Here is an 18,237-nt window from a genome sequence, read left to right as displayed (position 1 = left end):
CCGTTGCCAGCTTGATTACTGCTTTTGCAATAAGCCTTCTAGCATCAAGCCTAAGGTTCTAAAGGTTGAAATACGACTAGTGGTTTGTCGCCAAACCAATCCAATATCACGATATGGCGCTTCACCAGGCGGTGTCATAATCTGAAGTTCAGTGTCATTCAAAATACCAGCATCAATGGCCATTTGCGGTAAAAAGGTCGTTCCTAACTTACTATCCACCATTTGCACCAGAGTATGTAAACTCGTGGCGGCAAAGGGGTTAATCTTAGCACTATTGCCTAATTGGCAAGCCGTAATCGCATGGCCAGTAATACAATGCTCACTTTGCAGTAAGAAAATACTTTCATCGGGCATTTGTTGATAATCAATAGGCACATGGATCCCATTAGATAGTTCCTGATGAACCACCATTTTGAACGGGTCAATGCCCACTTTCATACTATGAAAACCTGTAGTATCCACAGGCAAAGCTAAAATAAGTAAATCCAGCTCACCTTTTCCCAGTGATGCTAACAAACTTTCTGTGGTGTCTTCCCTTAGCAATAAACTCAATTGGGGATAATCAGCTTGGCACTGTTTTACCACTCGACTCAATAAAAAAGGCGCTATGGTCGGAATACAACCTAAGCGGATTTCACCTGTCATTGGTTCACCTTGGTTTTTGACTAATTCGACAAGATCATCAACATCCGTCAATAATTTTCTCGCTCTATCAACCACCTCTTCACCAATGGCTGTGAACATAAATGATTTATGATCACGCTCGATAAGCTGATATCCCAATTGCTCTTCAAGGTTTTGAATCCCACTTGAAAGAGTCGACTGACTAACAAAGCAAGACTTTGCCGCTCGGTTAAAGTTTTGCTCTTGATGCAAATTCACTAAATAAAATAGATTTTTAAGGCTTGGCAGGTTTTTCATTTAATCGATTACCATAAGATGATGTCATTCAAATAATGAATTAACTAAACATAAATAACAATAAATTAAGCTGGATCTAGTCCTCATAATCAGCAAATTTATTGCTGTTACTTTTTTAAAGGCAAAAAAAAGCCCCTTGCGGGGCTTTTAAAAGTCAAAAGCAATTAAGCTTTTGCTTCTAAAAATTCTTTTAATTGCTGTAGATCTGAACCTGCATGCTCAACGATTTGACCTAACCATTTATCATGCTCAGTATCCCAAGCTGGCTCTTCGCCATGTTGAACAAGCTGTGCAAATTGCTGAATACGCTTTAATCCAACAGAACCTGCAGCACCTTTAAATTTATGCGCTTCAGCACAAAGGGTATCTTTGTCATTCGCTTCATTCGCTTTAATGAGGCTTCCTAAATATTCAGGCATTAGCTGCTCAAATAACACGACACTTTTTAATAAAGTTCCAGCACCAATAGCACTACAATATTGCTCTAACGTATTGAGATCCAATACAGACTCTAACTCAACTGTGGCCATCTCGGCACCTCTTAATCAATTCATAACTTTAAAATTGAATTTATAATACTCGCTAAAATCCCCTATGCAACTAAACAAGGCTTTTCAAGTCTAATTTCTGGCAAATGAGCACAGTATTTTAACAAGCTGTTAAAAAAACTTTATAAAGTAAGTGAATAAACTTTCATAAATTGCAGTTAAAGATTGAGTTTTAGTTTTTTTGGGCTGACAAATAGTGCCCTTGTCCACCGTTAGCCGCTAAATTTTGCACGATAGCCACTAAGCCTTCCCATCGATAACCGCACCAATCAGGCGCCAGTAATAGCGGTTTTTTAGCATAAGCTGTGACTCTGTGAAAAATAATATCTTTAGGTGTATGACGAATAAGCTCACTGGCATAGTTGGCGTAGTCTTCTTTTGTGAGTAATGCCATCCCTTTATGACGCCATGCCTTAGCCATTACACTCCCTTCTACTATATGTAATGGATGCAGTTTAATGCCATCAACTCCGGTTTCAATGACACTGTTCAAACTGCGCAAGTAATCACTATAGTCTTCACCGGGCAAGCCAAGGATCAAATGAGCACAGACTTTAATGCCACGTTTTCGAGCGCGCTGCACTGTATCTTGATAACAAGCAAAGTCATGACCACGGTTAATGCGCTTTAAGGTGTCATTGTTTGAAGTTTGTAAGCCAAGCTCAAGCCAGACTTCAGTCCCCTTATCTTGATAACTGACTAACAAATCTAAAATATCATCTGGTACACAATCCGGGCGGGTACCAATATGTAAGCCAACAATATCTGAATCTTTAATGGCCTCATCATACTTCGTCTTTAGCACCTGATACTCATCATAGGTACTCGTATAAGCCTGAAAATAAGCAATATATTTGGCACTATCATTTAGCGAGCGCTGCTTACCTTGCTTTAATTGCTCAGAGATACTGGCTTCAGTGCCTTGCTCATAACTAAATGACGACACATTACAGAAAGTGCAGCCGCCTTTACCTAAGGTTCCATCTCGATTTGGGCAAGTGAACTTAGCATCAATTGTCAGCTTTTTAATTCTGCCGCCATATTGCTGCTTACATACTGCACCGAAGGTATTTACAAAATCATCTAAACCCACAATTGCTCCTGACGGCAAAAAGTGGCAGACAATACAGGCTCTGACAGATAAAAACTTAGTGCCACATCAAAAAAACAGTAAATAAATCGATTAATTTATATTCACACAGTGACAAAGGGCACATTTTTGAACTTGGCAGTTACAACTCTTAGTCAAATTAATTGAATAAATAATCATTTAAGGCAATTTACCTGTTCAAACTGTACTTGAAAATAAATTCACTATCCATAAATCAATATCAATCAACACCAAATGTTAACCAAAAGTAAAAGTGACAATTTTGTAATTTTAAAATTCTTTTTATTCATAAGGTTATACGAACAAAAAAACACCTTACGTTAACGTAAGGTAGCTTTTTTATAACATTTGTAATAACAGTAACAATTCATTTTGTTGAGTAATTTAAGTTTGACCTTTATCCATTATCAAGCTAATTTGGGTGGTTCGGGTGCATATCTATGAGAACTTCTCCGCATTATCCGAGTCGTATTAAGTTAGGTTTAGGGAGTTTTTGTATGAGCTTATATCATCCCAGTTTTGAGCGGGACAATTGTGGATTTGGTTTAATAGCCCAAATGGATGGCGATGCTAGCCATCGTATTGTCCGTACTGCTATTCACGGTTTGGATAGAATGAAACACCGTGGCGGGATAGCATCAGACGGTCGCACAGGTGATGGCTGTGGACTATTAATGTCGATGCCGAAAGACTTTTTTGCAGCCATTGCAACTGAAAATGATTGGCACCTTAGCCGCAAGTTTGCAGTGGGCATGCTATTTCTCAGCCAAGATCCAGTCAAAGCTGAAACCGCAAAAGCCATTTTAGAAAAAGAACTCCAGCGTGAAACCTTAAGTGTTGCCGGTTGGAGAAAGGTGCCTGTAAACCCTGATGTACTGGGTGAGATTGGCCGCAAAAGCCTGCCACAAATTTACCAAGTGTTAATTAATGCCCCTGTGGGCTGGCGTGAAAAAGATTTAGAACGTCGGCTTTATATGGCCAGACGCCGTCTTGAACAGCAAATCATCGATGATAGCGACTTCTATGTTGCCAGCTTATCGGGTGAGGTTATTGTCTATAAAGGCTTAATGATGCCTGCAGACTTGCCAGCATTTTATTCTGACTTAGCCGATATTCGTCTCAAAAGCACCATTTGCTTATTCCATCAGCGCTTTTCAACTAACACCTCGCCGAAGTGGCCATTAGCGCAGCCATTTAGATTTTTAGCACATAATGGTGAAATCAATACCATTACCGGTAACCGCCAATGGGCCAGAGCCCGTGCTTATAAATTTAATTCACCGCTATTGCCTGATTTACAACAAGCCGCGCCTTTTGTTAATGAAACTGGCTCTGATTCATCATCATTGGATAATATGCTGGAAATGCTATTAGCCGGTGGCATGGATTTATACCGTGCTATGCGCTTACTTATACCACCAGCCTGGCAAAGTAATCCTGAAATGGATGATGAGTTGAAAGCATTTTATGATTTCAACTCGATGCATATGGAGCCGTGGGACGGCCCTGCTGGCATCGTAATGAGCAATGGCCGCCATGCTGCCTGCGCCGTAGACCGTAACGGCCTACGCCCTTCTCGCTACGTTATAACCAAGGATCGCATCCTAACACTGGCATCAGAAGTGGGTATTTGGGATTATTCTGCCGATGAAGTGGTAGAAAAAGGCCGTGTTGGCCCTGGCGAATTATTAGTACTCGATACCATGAATGGCCGTTTGTATTCGTCATTTGAAATCGATAATGACTTAAAACGTCGCCACCCATACAAAGAATGGATGGCTAAAAATAGCCGCACCTTAAAACCTGCGACCAAAATTGATGCCGCTCAACAAGGCGCCAGTAATTTTAGTGCTGATGTGTTACTTCAGTATCAAAAGCAATTTGGTTACAGCCGTGAAGAGTTAGAGCAAGTTATTTGGGTGCTAGCAAGTAAAGGTGAAGAAGCTACTGGCTCAATGGGTGATGATACTCCAATGGCGGTATTGTCGAAAAAATCTCGCTCACTGTATGACTATTTCCGTCAAAAGTTTGCACAAGTCACCAACCCGCCTATTGATCCATTACGTGAAAAACATGTGATGTCGTTAACCACCTGTATTGGGCGCGAGCAAAACTTATTTTGCGAAACAACCGGCGTGGCTTATCGAGTGATGTTTGAATCACCCGTTTTACTTTTTAGTGATTTTAATCAGTTACTTGGTCTTGATAGCAGTTACTACCGTGCGAATACTATTGATTTAAACTACGACGCCCACGAAAACTTAAAGCAAGCTATCGAGCGCATTACCGATGAAGCTGAGCGTTTAGCAAGAAGTGGCACAACCTTACTAATCCTGTCAGACAGAGCCGCCGCTAAAAATGTTCAAGTGATCCCTGCCGCTATGGCTGTGGGCGCGGTGCAGCAACGCCTTGTTGATCAAAGCTTACGTTGTGACACCAACATTATTGTTGAAACTGCATCAGCGCGCGACCCGCATCACTTTGCCGTGCTATTAGGTTTTGGCGCGACAGCGATTTACCCTTATCTGGCTTATGAGTCTATTTCAGCCATGGCAAAGAAACATCAAGTAGAAGATGACAGTATCTTGATGTTGAACTTCCGCCAAGGTATTGAAAAAGGCCTGCGTAAAATCATGTCGAAAATGGGGATCAGCACTGTAGGCTCTTACCGTTGTAGCCAGCAATTTGAAGCCATTGGTTTATCTTCAGATGTAATTGAATTGTGCTTTAAAGGCGTGATTAGCCGTATTGAAGGTGCAAGCTTTGAACATTTAGCTACCGATCAAAAAGTGCTTCATACCGCAGCGTTTCGCGCTCACATACCACTGCCACAAGGCGGTTTATTAAAGTATGTTGAAGGCGGCGAGTATCATAGTTTCAACCCCGATGTCGTCAATACGTTACAGCAAAGTCTTAAAGATCAGGATTACCCGAAATATAAGAAATTTGCAGCGTTAGTCGATGACCGCCCTATTGCGACCTTACGTGACTTAATTGGCATTAAAGGCACAAATGCGGCCATTGACGAGTCAAATGTTGAAGCTGCCGGAAACTTATTCCCACGCTTTGATAGCGCTGCAATGAGTATCGGCGCATTAAGTCCGGAAGCCCATGAAGCCTTAGCCGTTGCTATGAACCGCATTGGTGGCCGTTCAAATTCTGGTGAAGGTGGTGAAGACCCAAGTCGTTTCAATAGCGAACGTAACTCAGCGATTAAGCAAATTGCCTCTGGCCGTTTTGGCGTTACAGCCCACTACCTTGTTAATGCTGATGTATTGCAAATTAAAGTCGCTCAAGGGGCAAAACCCGGTGAAGGTGGTCAGTTACCTGGCCATAAAGTGAGTGTTGAAATCGCTGGTCTTCGTCATGCGCGCCCTGGGGTTACCTTAATTTCGCCACCGCCGCATCATGACATTTATTCTATCGAAGATTTAGCCCAGCTGATTTTCGATTTAAAGCAAATCAACCCTAAAGCTTTAGTGTCAGTGAAACTGGTATCTGAGCCGGGCGTTGGCACCATCGCAACGGGTGTTGCGAAAGCTTACGCCGATATGATCACCATATCAGGTTACGATGGCGGTACTGGTGCCAGTCCAATTACGTCAGTTAAATATGCTGGCTCACCATGGGAGCTTGGCCTTGCGGAAGTGCATCAATCACTGGTTGAGAATGGTTTGCGTCATAAAATTCGCTTACAGGTCGATGGCGGCTTAAAAACCGGTCAAGACATCATTAAAGCCGCGTTGTTAGGTGCAGAAAGCTTTGGCTTTGGTACCGTACCTATGATTGCTTTAGGTTGTAAATATCTGCGTATTTGTCATTTAAACAACTGCGCAACCGGTGTTGCAACCCAAGATAAAAACTTACGTGACAAGCATTATCATGGCTTGCCAGAGCGAGTAATTACTTACTTTGAGTTTGTCGCTCAAGAAGTCCGTGAATGGATGGCAAAATTAGGCGTTGCTAAATTTGAAGATTTAGTCGGCCGTACTGATTGGTTATATGCCCTTGAAGGCCAAACAGCCAAGCAGTTAGGACTCGATTTAGCGCCAATTTTATATCAGCCAAAAGTCGCTGACGGAAGTGCTATAACTTGGAAAGAGTTAAACCCGCCTTCTGATAAAGGTGAGTTAAATCTACAAATTGTTTCAGACACAGCCCAAGCGGTATTAGCCGGTGAGGCGTTAACCAAGCAATATGCCATTAACAATACCGACCGCTCAATCGGCGCGACATTATCAGGTTTTATTGCCACCAACATTGGTAAAGAAGGCACTAAATCACCTATCACACTGCAATTTAACGGCAGTGCAGGTCAAAGCTTTGGGGTATGGAATAGCCCGGGGTTAGATTTAGAGCTAATTGGTGATGCTAATGACTATGTCGGTAAAGGCATGTCTGGCGGTAAGATTATTATCCATCCTCCTGTTGGCAGCCCATTCCAAAGTGAGCGCAGTGCCATTATGGGTAATACCTGTCTATATGGTGCAACTGGCGGCCGAGTTTATGCTGCAGGTCAAGCTGGCGAGCGTTTTGGGGTGCGTAACTCTGGCGCCGTAGCTGTGGTTGAAGGTGTGGGTGACAACGGTTGTGAGTACATGACTGGCGGCATCGTAGTTGTTCTTGGTAAAACAGGGGTTAACTTCGGCGCAGGTATGACGGGTGGTTTTGCTTATATCTTTGATCGCTTTAATCACTTTAGTCGCCGAGTTAATACTGAGCTTGTTGATACCCAAAAACTAGAATCAACAATACAGCAGCAACACCTTAAAGGCTTGATTGAAGAGCATGCAAGCGCCACTGGCAGTGAGCATGCCAAAATGATCTTAAGTGATTTTGAGAACTGGTTAGATTGTTTTGTATTAGTGAAGCCGAAGAACATTGCCGTTGCTGACTTGCTCAAAATTGAGCAAAAAAGCCCGGAACTTGCAGTAAAGGCGGGGTAAATTAAGATGAGTAATGATTTTCAATTTATAGAAGTCGATCGTAAAGATCCAACTAAACACGCCGCTTCGAAACGTTCAACTCAATTTATTGAGATTTATCAGCCGTTTTCTCAGCCTCAAGTGGCTGAGCAGGCAGACCGTTGTTTAGATTGTGGTAATCCTTATTGCGAGTGGAAGTGTCCACTGCATAACTACATTCCTAATTGGCTAAAACTGGCCGAACAAGGTCGTATTCTAGAAGCGGCAGATTTGGTTCATGAAACCAATACCTTGCCAGAAATATGTGGCAGAGTGTGCCCTCAAGATCGTCTATGTGAAGGGGCTTGCACCCTCAATGATGATTTCGGCGCAGTCACCATTGGTAATGTTGAAAAATACATTACCGATACTGCAATCAGCCAGGGATGGCGACCCGATATGACAAAAGTGAAGCCACGCAAAGAGCGCGTGGCAATTATTGGTGCAGGGCCAGCGGGCCTTGGTTGTGCTGATATCTTAAGTCGTAACGGTGTTAAAGCTGTGGTATATGATAAATACCCACAGATTGGTGGTTTGCTGACTTATGGCATTCCATCTTTCAAGCTTGATAAAGAGGTTATGGCCACCCGACGTAGAGTACTTGAAGGTATGGGCATTGAATTTAAAATGGGCGTTACCGTTGGTAAAGACATTCCCTTTCAAAGCCTGCTAGATGGTTATGATGCTGTGTTCCTCGGCATGGGTACCTACACAGCAATGAAAGCTCGCCTACCCGGTGAAGACAGTCAAGGTGTCATTCAAGCACTGCCTTACTTGATTGGTAATACTCATCATTTAATGGGCACTGAATGCTCTGAAAACCCATATTTAAGCCTTGAAGGTAAAAACGTGGTGGTATTAGGCGGTGGTGATACAGCTATGGATTGTGTCCGCACTGCTGTGCGCCAAGGGGCTAAAAGCGTCACTTGTGCTTATCGTCGTGATGAAGCAAACATGCCAGGCTCTCGCCGTGAAGTGCAAAATGCCCGCGAAGAAGGCGTCAACTTCTTATTTAACCGTCAACCGGTGGCAATCAAAGAGCAAGATGGCATAGTCACAGGCATTGAGTGTGTAGAAACTCAAATGGGCGAAGCCGATGAATCTGGTCGTCAAAAAGCTGAAGTCATTGCCGGTAGTGAGCAAACCCTTGAAGCTGATGCCATTATCATTGCCTTTGGTTTCCAAGCCAGCCCTGCAGCTTGGTTTAGCGACTTTGGCATTGAAACCAATGAATGGGGTTTAGTAAAAGCCAGTAAGTTTGACGATAACCCTTTCCAAACAACCAACCCGAAAGTGTTTGCCGGTGGTGATATGGTACGTGGTTCAGACTTAGTCGTTACCGCTATTGCTGAAGGCCGCGATGCAGCTCAAGGGATTTTAAACGCTTTTGAAGACGCATAACTCACTTTTGCAGCCACTGACAAGCCGCGGTCAATAACACAGCTTGGGCTGATTAATAGCAAAACTTGTGATAGCAAAGCTCTTAAAGCGCATCTTTTGATGCGCTTTTTTATTTGCTGAAATTGCTACTACAGTGCTCATTCCCTGTTTGCTTTTGTGCTATATTAGCCGCCATTATTTAAATGAACTGTTTGAGACGCTAATTATGAAAATCGCTATTATCGGTGCAATGGAACCTGAAGTTGCTCACCTAATTGAATCAATGACCAATCCAGTACACTCAACTGTAGCGGGAATCGAATTCGTTGAAGGACAACTTTCAGGTAAAGATGTTGTCGTCACCCGTTCAGGCATTGGTAAAGTCGCTGCCAGCGTTGCAACCACATTAGTTATCAACAACTTTAAGGTTGACGCTGTGATTAACACTGGCTCTGCAGGTGGATTTGTTGACAGTTTAAATATTGGCGATATTGTTATTTCATCTGAAGTACGTCATCACGATGTTGATGTAACCGCCTTTGGTTATGAAATTGGTCAAATGGCATCGCAGCCTGCTGCTTTCATCCCTGATGAAAAGTTAGTCACTGCCGCAAAAGCGGCTATTTCATCATTAGGTGAAGCTAAGGTGATTGAAGGTTTAATCGCCACAGGTGATAGCTTTATTTGCGATCCTGAACGCACAAAAGTGATGCTGGCTAACTTCCCAACTATGGCGGCATGTGAAATGGAAGCCGCTGCGATTGCGCAAGTTTGTCATCAATTTAAGGTGCCGTTTGTTGTCATCCGCTCATTATCAGATAATGCTAACAACGACTCGCCTGTTGATTTTGATTCCTACATTGTAAAAGCAGGTCATTACTCAGCACTAATGGTCATTGCATTACTAAAAAACCTATAAAGAAGCCCAAGGTAATTTAATTTAGCCGTTATTGGCAGCAAAATGATGTCGTTCTGCCAATAGGGTTAACACTGTGGATGTGGACTAATAAGGTGCTATGACATTGTTTGATAGTTCTTTTTACCAACAGCTCATTACGGTTGATGGTAGTTTTCTAGCCAACTGTCTGGTGCTTTTTATGGCGTTGCTCATTTCTAGAGTGGCGCCAATACCTAGACATTTGCAGCCAATTGTTTTTTTTCAGCTACTGGCTAATAAATTAAGCGCGAAAGTTAACCATCCACAGCGTTCTTCTCAACAGCAAGTTACCGCCGGCCTACTCGCAACACTGTTACTGATTTTACCACTGTGGTTTAGCGTCTACTTTATCTTGTCGCTGGCAGTGTACCCTTGGTTTTTTGACTTTTTATTAGTGTATTTTTGCATCAGTGACGCAGGCTTCAGACCCATCGCGAATGACGTTGTAAACTCCCTAAAGCTTAATGATAAACAACGAGCCAAAAAGTTACTGAGCCCATGGCTAATTCAGCAAACTGATAGTTTGTCAGAAGTCGGTATTTGTAAAGCCACCATTGAAAGGCTATTAATCAGCCCAAGTTATGGCACTGTCGCCACCATCTTATTTTTTGCCATTGGCGGTGCCCCCTTGGTGTTATTTATCCATTTGCTACGTCAATTAGAACATTGCTGGCCTAATTACGTGCCGCAATACCGCTACTTCAGCGCCCCTATTTATGCCCTCAACCAAATAATTTTTGCTCTCCCCAGTTTACTGTGGAATCTGACTTTAATTTTGCAAGGCAAATTAAAAAACGTATCAGCATTAGTTAAACAGCCAGCTCATACAGCTGGAGTGTTCGGTTACTCAAGCTTATACATTGGCAGTAAAGTGTTGGAAGTGGAGTTAGGCGGGCCGCAAAAATTTATCTTAAAACACCAATTGCAACGAGTTGAATTAAGCAAGATAAACCCATCAAGAATGCCGCTTACTCAAGATATCCGCAACGCGATCAGCTTGACATCATGGGCAATCAGCTTTTGGATTTGTTTTACCATTGCCATTCCGATTTTGTGGACCGCATTAAGGTGGTTTCAAGCGATGTAACTTTATTATAAAAAGGTTATTATACCCAGCTTAGTCATTTTTTGTTGTTTGATGTAGAGGCGACTCCTTTTGTTAGATAATCTGCAAATATCTTTAACGACCCCAGGTTTGTTATTCCCAGCTATTTCATTATTGCTGTTAGCTTACACTAACCGTTTTTTCGCATTAGCAGCTTTAATCAGAAACTTAAGCTCCTCAGGTAAGCCAATTAATAGCGAACAAATTAAAAACCTTCGTCAGCGCATTAAGATTATTAGACGCATGCAAGAAGCAGGCGTCATCAGTTTTGCCATCTGTGTCATTAGCATGATTTTTATTTATTTGGGGCTGTTTGATATCGGCTCAATGGTATTTGGGGTGAGTTTATTATTTTTACTTTATTCACTGATTTTATCTGTAGTTGAAATCCGTATTTCGGTCGATGCACTCAATATCCACTTAAAAGAGCTTAGCAATGATTGAGTGGATTTACTTTTTTGACTTGTGTGGCACCGCGGTCTTTGCCTTATCAGGCGCATTAGCCGCAGGTAAGCATAAAATGGACCCATTTGGGGTAATTGTTTTGGCCTCAGTGACCGCCATTGGTGGCGGCAGTATTCGTGATGCGCTTATTGGCTCAACACCGGTGTTTTGGATCAGTAACCCCAGTTATGTGGTGGTCATTTTGGCAACCGTGATTGCCTGTTTCATTTTAGTTCGTAAACCTCATAAATTACCTAAGTTAACCCTCCCCATAGCCGATGCCTTTGGCTTGGCTCTGTTTACCGTGATTGGTGCAGAAAAAGCATTGCAACTAGGGTTATCTGGCATGTCTGCGGTGATCTTAGGTTTAATCACCGGTGTCGGTGGTGGTATTATCCGAGACTTATTATGCCAGCAAGTGCCTATGGTACTGCGCACCGAAATATATGCCACAGCCTCTATTGTTGGCGGTATCTGTTATACCTTGAGTATTGCAGTGGGTATGGATAGCACTTACGCGCTGTTTTTGGCCATGTTTAGCACCTTGATTATTCGCTTAAGTGCAATTCGCTGGCATTTATCATTACCTGCATTCGATTTAAAAACTAAGGGCCATTAGATGCGACTCATTTTATTAGTATGCTGTTTATTGAGTAGTATTTGGAGCACTTCAAGCCTGGCTAATAGCGGCGAAATGCCAAAACAGCAGCAGCTTGCAGTGCAATACATGCAAGCATTAACCAGCCATGATTACCGCACTTTAAAGAAGTTTTATAATCGTGAAAGCGTCTTTTTTGATAAAACCGCCAATGTAAAATACACCGGCGGTCGTCATATTATCGAGTTTTTCCAGCGCGCCCATGATGGCGTTCTTGAGTATAAATTGAATATTGAGCACATGTTTAATACTGGCTCTTTAGTGGTACTCATTGGTAACTATCACCTTAGAGGCCCAGGTGATCAATTTGGCAAACCCGGCAAGATTATTGAAATCGCCGTGCCTGGTGTTACCACCTTAAAGTTCGATATGAAAACCGAGCGGGTGACAGAACAAGTTGACTTAATGGACTATCAAACCATGTCCGATCAACTTGAGTCACAATAAAGTTAACTCGCGCTAAAAACCTGTGTAGATTGCCATTATTTGGTAAATTTTACCCATAAAAAAACGGCTCATTGAGCCGCTTTTTGCTTTTAGGGATTAAGCCCCATCAGAATTTATTGTCTGCCTATACAAGCGAAACTTTAGCAAACTTGCGCTTACCTACTTGGAATACCGCGGTCATACCCGCAGTAAATACCTGACGAGTATCAGTGAGCTTTTCGCCATCCATTTTAACCGCGCCTTGCTTGATCATGCGCATGCCATCAGATGTTGAAGCAACCAGTGCCGCACTCTTAAGTAAGTTAGCAATCGCTAAGCCTTCGCCAGCTTCAAGCTCAACTTCTTCGATATCATCAGGAATAGCGCCCTTCTGGAAACGATCAATAAAGGCTTGATGTGCTGAGTCTGCTTGAGCTTGATCATGAAAACGGGCGATGATTTCTTTTGCTAAGGCAATTTTGATATCACGTGGGTTCTGACCGTTTTCAACATCTTGCTTAAATTGTGAAATTTCAGCCAATGGGCGGAATGACAACAATTCAAAGTAGCTCCACATTAGGTCATCTGAGATTGACATAATTTTGCCAAACATCTCATTTGCAGGCTCGCTAACGCCAATGTAGTTATGTGCAGATTTAGACATTTTCTTCACGCCGTCTAAACCCACTAATAAAGGCATCATAATAACGGTTTGTGGCTTTTGCCCTTCTGCTTTTTGTAGCTCACGGCCCATTAATAGATTGAACTTTTGATCGGTTCCGCCTAATTCAACGTCGGCTTTTAATGCGACTGAATCGTAGCCTTGCAGTAATGGATACATAAACTCGTGAATAGCAATTGACTGTCCACCAGCATAACGCTTTTTAAAGTCATCACGTTCCATCATGCGTGCAACGGTTTGTTGTGATGCTAAACGGATCATACCAGCAGCGCCCAGTGACTCTAACCACGATGAGTTAAACTCAATGCGGGTTTTTGCCGGGTCAAGAATTTTAAATACCTGCTCTTTGTATGTTTCAGCATTGGCCAGTACATCTTCACGAGTTAATGGCGGGCGCGTGGTGTTTTTACCACTAGGATCACCAACCATACCGGTAAAGTCACCAATAAGGAAAATCACCTCATGACCTAACTCTTGGAAGGTACGTAGCTTATTTAAGATCACCGTGTGACCTAAATGAATATCTGGAGCGGTTGGGTCTGCACCTAGTTTAATTCTTAAAGGACGACCTTCTTTAAGTTTTTCTAGCAGATCAGACTCAACTAAAATCTCGTCAGTACCGCGTTTAATTTCTGCTAACACTTGGTCTAAATCAGCCATTTCGGCACCTACTCCTGCAGCTTGGATAAAAAATAAGACGCCTATGTTACTTGTTAGCCACAGTAATTGAAAGTGTGTACACTAAGGGAATTACAACGAAAAAGAGAAATTGGTACCTAGGTCAATGGCAAAGTTTATCACTTTATTTAAATTGCTCCCTAAAGTGCACCAAATTGCACTGTGTTCATTAGTTATTCTCACGATAGTTATCGTGTTATTCCCATCAGATAATGCCCAAGCATCCAAACAAGCTAACACTGGTACAGTTGATATTTCCGATAGAATTGGCATCCAAGCCCCTTCGTCTGAAGAAGGTCATGTCAGTAACAATGACAAACAAAGCCAATACTCTGTACCGCTGGCCTTTAGAACCCCAACTCCGCCTGGAGGCAGCGCCCCAGCAAACACTATAACGGCAAGCAATAATGATGCTCAGCTTCGCCCTTCGCAAGAAAGTAATCCTATTGCTGATTTAAACCCATTAATGACAGCCTCAGACGGCTTATTAGCCACCCAAGCAGATGTTGAAAATGCCGTACCCTATCGTGAAGCAGATTTACTGTCACATAAAACCTTTAAAGTCGCTAAAGGTGACACTTTTGGTGGCTTAGCCAATAGAGCAGGCTTAAGTCCAAAAGATGTTTATCAAATTACCCGTTTGCCTGTATCTAAGAAAAATTTACTCAAAATCATGCCCGGTGAAGAGATTATTGTCTCTAAAGATGCCCAAGATGAAGTGACTCAAATTAGTTATCAAATGGACAAAGTCTCTACCCTATTGATTTCAAAGTTTGATGATAAATTCGAAGAAAAGGTCAATGTTAAGTCCATTACCTTAGAAACGAAGTTCATCACCGCCAATATTAGTACTAATTTTTGGAGCGCTGCAGCCAGCGCCGGTTTGTCAGCTAACCATATTATGCAACTTGCCAACATTTTTGGTTGGGATATCGATTTCGCTCTAGATATACGTAAAGACGATCATTTCTCATTGATGTTTGAAGAAGAGTTTGTTGATGGCCAATTTATTGGTACCGGCAACATTTTAGCCGCCGAATTTGTTAACCAAGGTGAGCGCTACACAGCTGTACGTTATACCGATGGCGAATATTACTCAGAAACAGGCAGTAGCATGCGAAAAGCCTTCCTTCGCTCACCTGTTGACTTTAAATATGTCAGCTCAAGCTTTAATCCGCGTCGCTTACACCCAGTCACAGGCCAGGTTAGAGCACACCGTGGCGTAGATTATGTGGCTGCTATTGGTACCCCTATTAAAGCTGCAGGTCGCGGTAAAGTGATTGAGTCAAGTTATAACAAATACAATGGTAACTATGTCTTTATCAAGCATAACGATACCTACACCACTAAATATCTGCATCTAACAAAACGCAAAGTAAAACGTGGCGAAACCGTTAAGCAAGGGCAGATTATTGGTACTTTAGGAAAAACAGGTCGCGTTACTGGCGCTCACTTACATTACGAATTTATCGTTAATGGCGTGCATCGCAATCCAAGAACCATCAAGTTACCGCAATCTAAGCCAATTGATAAAAAAGAAAAAGCGCAGTTTGATATACTCAGCAAGCAAATAATGGCTAAAATTGAGCAAAACAAGCAGCAGCATTATGCCAGTAATTAACCTGTGATGCCGCGATTGAACTAGCGTTTCTCTAGTCACCCATTCCTTTGTTGGGCTAGTTTCATACAGAATCTAGCCCGCTTCATAAATGAGCCAATACCATGGATAAACCTCAGTATTATATCGGTTTAATGTCAGGCACCAGTATGGATGGTGTCGATGCTGTTTTAGTTGATTTTAGCAATAACCAAACCCGCTTAATCGCTACCTATACGGTAGCAATTCCAGAGCATGTTCTGCATCAATTACACCGTCTATGTAGTCCTAATAATGATGAACTGAACATTATGGGCCGCATGGACAGAAGTATGGGCTTACTGTTTGCACAGGCGGTCAACGAATTATTAGCAACCACCACTATTAATAAAGCCGATGTCATAGCCATTGGTAGTCACGGCCAAACCATTCGCCACATGCCCAATCTTGAGCATGGTTTCAGCTTACAAATTGGTGATGCGGATACCATAGCGGTTACCACGGGTATTAACGTCATTGCAGACTTTAGGCGCAAAGATATTGCCTTAGGCGGTCAAGGGGCGCCGTTAGTACCAGCATTTCATCAAGCGTTATTTGCTAAAGCTCACACACCACGGATTATTTTAAATATTGGCGGCATTGCTAATATCACTTACTTGCCAGGGGAATCTGATCAGGTTATTGGATTTGATACAGGCCCAGGTAACACCCTCATGGATGCATTCATTCTGCAACAGCAGCAGCTCAGTTTTGATGAATCAGGTCAATGGGCCGCATCAGGTAACACCAATGCCGAGTTATTAACTCACCTGTTAACTCACCCGTACTTTTCGATGGCCTATCCTAAAAGCACTGGTAGAGAGCTATTTAATCATGCTTGGCTTGAACAGCAATTGGCTGATTTTTCTCATCTAGCACTAGAGGATATTCAATCCACGCTACTTGATCTTAGCTGTCAGACAATCGCCAATGATATTAATCAACTCACGGATGCTGGCGATATTTTTGTTTGTGGCGGCGGCGCTTTTAACACTGAGTTGATGCAGCGTTTAGCCATGCTGGTGCCTAACTTTACCCTGTCAAGTACCACAGCAATCGGTATGGACCCCAAATGGGTTGAAGCCATCGCCTTTGCCTGGCTTGCTATGAGACATCACCACGGCTTAACGGCCAACTTACCCGCTGTGACTGGCGCAAGTAGAGCGGCGATCCTTGGCAGCTTTTACAGCGCTATTTAGTAAGTGAATAGATAGCAATACTAGTACCTAAACTCGCTATCAAAACTCGATATCAAAGCGATGCATATAACTGAACAAAAGTGAGTGGGGTTTCACCCACAAGCTTTGTTCAGCGTTAATACTTTTTCTTTAAATTCCCTCTCTTGTACAAAGTCACATTGTAATAACGGTAAATTACTGCTTAACTCTTTGTAGTGATTAATTTTTGTTCGCACAGCAGTATTCAATTTAAATTAAGGAAGGTTAAATGAGTATTTCGCAAAAAATGTTTGCAGAGTTTCTAGGAACCTTATGGTTAGTGTTAGGCGGCTGTGGTAGTGCGGTATTGGCCGCGGCTTTTCCTGAAGTAGGTATTGGGCTATTGGGCGTATCCTTAGCTTTTGGTTTAACCGTACTCACCATGGCATTTGCCATTGGTCATATTTCTGGCTGCCATCTAAATCCAGCAGTTTCATTTGGTTTATGGGCTGGGGGTCGCTTCCCCGCATCTGAGCTAGCGCCCTATATTATTGCCCAAGTGGCTGGCGGTATTGCTGGCGCAGGTATTTTATACCTTATTGCCACAGGTCAAGATGGCTTTAGTTTAGCAGGCGGTTTTGCCTCAAATGGTTTTGGTGAGCACTCTCCTGGTGGCTACAGTTTAACGGCGGTATTAATTACTGAAGTGGTAATGACGTTATTCTTTTTATTAATCATCTTAGGTGCCACAGACTCTCGTGCTCCTACGGGGTTTGCCCCGATTGCGATTGGTTTAGGGCTAACGTTAATTCATTTGATCAGTATTCCAGTATCAAATACCTCAGTTAACCCTGCTCGTAGCACTGGGCCTGCATTATTTGTCGGCGATTGGGCGGTATCTCAGCTGTGGTTATTTTGGCTTGCACCCATTGCAGGGGCGATTATTGCAGGTTTGATTTATCGCTTTTTTGAAAAGCCAGCTGACAATGCATAAGCACACTCATTAGCCATTGAGTCACGAATAAAAGAGCACCTTGAGTGCTCTTTTCTTTTTCAATCTAAAAGTCGATGTTATCATGAGCCACCGACGGGATTTGGTAACGCTAAAGCTTGCTCTTTAGCTGCTCAATTTAGCCAATACCGCAACCTATTTACTTATTTTATTGAGAATACACCATGAGTAGCAAACCAAAATCTATTGCCGACCAATTAAACATGACCCCAGAAGCAAGATACGATTACCTTGTTGAGCAAGTTAAGCAAGAGCAGCAAATCTGGAGCCTACAAGATCAAGATGGCTGCGTGATGCTCACCACTGAAGATGAAGATTGTATTCCAATGTGGCCTTCTGAAGATGCGGCAAAATTATGGGCTGTTGATGAATGGAGTGATTGTGAACCATTATCAATTCCACTTAATGAATTTCAACAGCGTTGGGTAAGCGGTATGGAAGAAGATGATTTATTCATTGCCGTATTCCCAGTTCATGAAGATTTGGGTGTAGTGATCCCACCATTTGAACTTGATTCACGTTTAACGCCGAAAAAGCAATCAAAGCACTAACTCTTAAGCAAAACATAATTCTTAAGC

At 42.5% G+C, this 18,237-nt stretch carries 15 protein-coding genes; 11 read left to right on the top strand and 4 right to left on the bottom strand.

The features are described 5' to 3' along the window. Positions 1-15: 15 nt before the first annotated feature. The 3 genes from oxyR to AB4160_RS12370 all read right to left on the bottom strand — a co-directional run bounded on the left by oxyR (position 16) and on the right by AB4160_RS12370 (position 2,562). Positions 16-921, bottom strand: coding sequence for a hydrogen peroxide-inducible genes transcriptional activator OxyR (oxyR, locus tag AB4160_RS12380; RefSeq protein WP_102439249.1), 906 nt, complete (start codon positions 919-921; stop codon positions 16-18). Positions 922-1,085: 164 nt separating this feature from the next. Then, positions 1,086-1,451, bottom strand: coding sequence for an Hpt domain-containing protein (locus tag AB4160_RS12375; RefSeq protein WP_076542524.1), 366 nt, complete (start codon positions 1,449-1,451; stop codon positions 1,086-1,088). Positions 1,452-1,641: 190 nt separating this feature from the next. Beyond that, positions 1,642-2,562, bottom strand: a complete 921-nt coding sequence (locus AB4160_RS12370) for a TIGR01212 family radical SAM protein (RefSeq protein ID WP_102475606.1) — start codon at positions 2,560-2,562, stop codon at positions 1,642-1,644. 515 nt (positions 2,563-3,077) lie between these two features. Here AB4160_RS12370 and gltB point away from each other — a divergent pair. From gltB to AB4160_RS12335, 7 genes are all read left to right on the top strand, one after another. Continuing rightward, on the top strand, positions 3,078-7,526 hold the full coding sequence (gene gltB / locus AB4160_RS12365; RefSeq protein WP_102475605.1) for a glutamate synthase large subunit: 4,449 nt from the start codon (positions 3,078-3,080) through the stop codon (positions 7,524-7,526). Between the two features lie 6 nt (positions 7,527-7,532). Next, a complete protein-coding gene (locus AB4160_RS12360) occupies positions 7,533-8,945 on the top strand; it encodes an FAD-dependent oxidoreductase (protein WP_372004802.1) in 1,413 nt (470 codons plus the stop codon). A 205-nt stretch (positions 8,946-9,150) separates the two neighbouring features. Next, positions 9,151-9,843: a 5'-methylthioadenosine/adenosylhomocysteine nucleosidase gene (locus AB4160_RS12355; RefSeq protein WP_102439253.1), complete on the top strand. Its 693-nt coding sequence runs from the start codon at positions 9,151-9,153 to the stop codon at positions 9,841-9,843. A 103-nt stretch (positions 9,844-9,946) separates the two neighbouring features. Further along, positions 9,947-10,948 (top strand): cobalamin biosynthesis protein, encoded by a 1,002-nt coding sequence (locus AB4160_RS12350; RefSeq protein WP_372004800.1) that lies wholly within the window; start codon positions 9,947-9,949, stop codon positions 10,946-10,948. A gap of 81 nt (positions 10,949-11,029) precedes the next feature. Continuing rightward, positions 11,030-11,410 carry a DUF2721 domain-containing protein gene (locus AB4160_RS12345; protein ID WP_102439286.1) on the top strand — a complete coding sequence of 127 codons (381 nt, stop codon included), beginning with the start codon at positions 11,030-11,032 and terminating at the stop codon, positions 11,408-11,410. After that, positions 11,403-12,029 (top strand): trimeric intracellular cation channel family protein, encoded by a 627-nt coding sequence (locus tag AB4160_RS12340; RefSeq protein WP_102439255.1) that lies wholly within the window; start codon positions 11,403-11,405, stop codon positions 12,027-12,029. Before AB4160_RS12345 ends, AB4160_RS12340 begins: the two co-directional genes overlap by 8 nt. After that, positions 12,030-12,515, top strand: coding sequence for a nuclear transport factor 2 family protein (locus AB4160_RS12335; RefSeq protein WP_102439256.1), 486 nt, complete (start codon positions 12,030-12,032; stop codon positions 12,513-12,515). It abuts the gene before it with no gap. A gap of 124 nt (positions 12,516-12,639) precedes the next feature. On the opposite strand, the gene tyrS is transcribed toward AB4160_RS12335, so the two are convergent. Then, entirely contained in the window at positions 12,640-13,836 is a 1,197-nt protein-coding gene (gene tyrS / locus AB4160_RS12330) for a tyrosine--tRNA ligase (RefSeq protein WP_372004798.1), read from the bottom strand. A gap of 124 nt (positions 13,837-13,960) precedes the next feature. On the opposite strand from tyrS, the gene AB4160_RS12325 reads away from it, so the two are divergent. The 4 genes from AB4160_RS12325 (at position 13,961) to AB4160_RS12310 (ending at position 18,210) form a co-directional block, all read left to right on the top strand. Further along, entirely contained in the window at positions 13,961-15,475 is a 1,515-nt protein-coding gene (locus AB4160_RS12325; RefSeq protein WP_102475601.1) for a peptidoglycan DD-metalloendopeptidase family protein, read from the top strand. A 101-nt stretch (positions 15,476-15,576) separates the two neighbouring features. Then, positions 15,577-16,689, top strand: a complete 1,113-nt coding sequence (locus AB4160_RS12320) for an anhydro-N-acetylmuramic acid kinase (RefSeq protein ID WP_102519302.1) — start codon at positions 15,577-15,579, stop codon at positions 16,687-16,689. A 247-nt stretch (positions 16,690-16,936) separates the two neighbouring features. Beyond that, entirely contained in the window at positions 16,937-17,641 is a 705-nt protein-coding gene (gene aqpZ, locus AB4160_RS12315) for an aquaporin Z (RefSeq protein ID WP_102439260.1), read from the top strand. A 182-nt stretch (positions 17,642-17,823) separates the two neighbouring features. Next, complete coding sequence (locus AB4160_RS12310; RefSeq protein WP_102439261.1) at positions 17,824-18,210, top strand: DUF2750 domain-containing protein; 387 nt, start codon at positions 17,824-17,826, stop codon at positions 18,208-18,210. Positions 18,211-18,237 lie beyond the last annotated feature (27 nt).

The sequence above is a fragment of the Shewanella sp. 10N.286.51.B8 genome, from assembly GCF_041469325.1.
Classification (GTDB): domain Bacteria; phylum Pseudomonadota; class Gammaproteobacteria; order Enterobacterales; family Shewanellaceae; genus Shewanella.
The sequence above is the reverse complement of the archived record's forward strand: the minus strand, read 5'-3'. Positions and strand labels throughout refer to the sequence as shown.

Coding starts and splice junctions, on each gene's coding strand:
- aqpZ (WP_102439260.1), top strand. CDS start 16,937: ATGAGTATTTCGCAAAAAATGTTTGCAGAGTTTCTAGGAACCTTATGG.
- gltB (WP_102475605.1), top strand. CDS start 3,078: ATGAGCTTATATCATCCCAGTTTTGAGCGGGACAATTGTGGATTTGGT.
- tyrS (WP_372004798.1), bottom strand. CDS start 13,836: ATGGCTGATTTAGACCAAGTGTTAGCAGAAATTAAACGCGGTACTGAC.
- AB4160_RS12320 (WP_102519302.1), top strand. CDS start 15,577: ATGGATAAACCTCAGTATTATATCGGTTTAATGTCAGGCACCAGTATG.
- AB4160_RS12360 (WP_372004802.1), top strand. CDS start 7,533: ATGAGTAATGATTTTCAATTTATAGAAGTCGATCGTAAAGATCCAACT.
- AB4160_RS12340 (WP_102439255.1), top strand. CDS start 11,403: ATGATTGAGTGGATTTACTTTTTTGACTTGTGTGGCACCGCGGTCTTT.
- AB4160_RS12310 (WP_102439261.1), top strand. CDS start 17,824: ATGAGTAGCAAACCAAAATCTATTGCCGACCAATTAAACATGACCCCA.
- AB4160_RS12325 (WP_102475601.1), top strand. CDS start 13,961: ATGGCAAAGTTTATCACTTTATTTAAATTGCTCCCTAAAGTGCACCAA.
- AB4160_RS12375 (WP_076542524.1), bottom strand. CDS start 1,451: ATGGCCACAGTTGAGTTAGAGTCTGTATTGGATCTCAATACGTTAGAG.
- AB4160_RS12335 (WP_102439256.1), top strand. CDS start 12,030: ATGCGACTCATTTTATTAGTATGCTGTTTATTGAGTAGTATTTGGAGC.
- AB4160_RS12355 (WP_102439253.1), top strand. CDS start 9,151: ATGAAAATCGCTATTATCGGTGCAATGGAACCTGAAGTTGCTCACCTA.
- oxyR (WP_102439249.1), bottom strand. CDS start 921: ATGAAAAACCTGCCAAGCCTTAAAAATCTATTTTATTTAGTGAATTTG.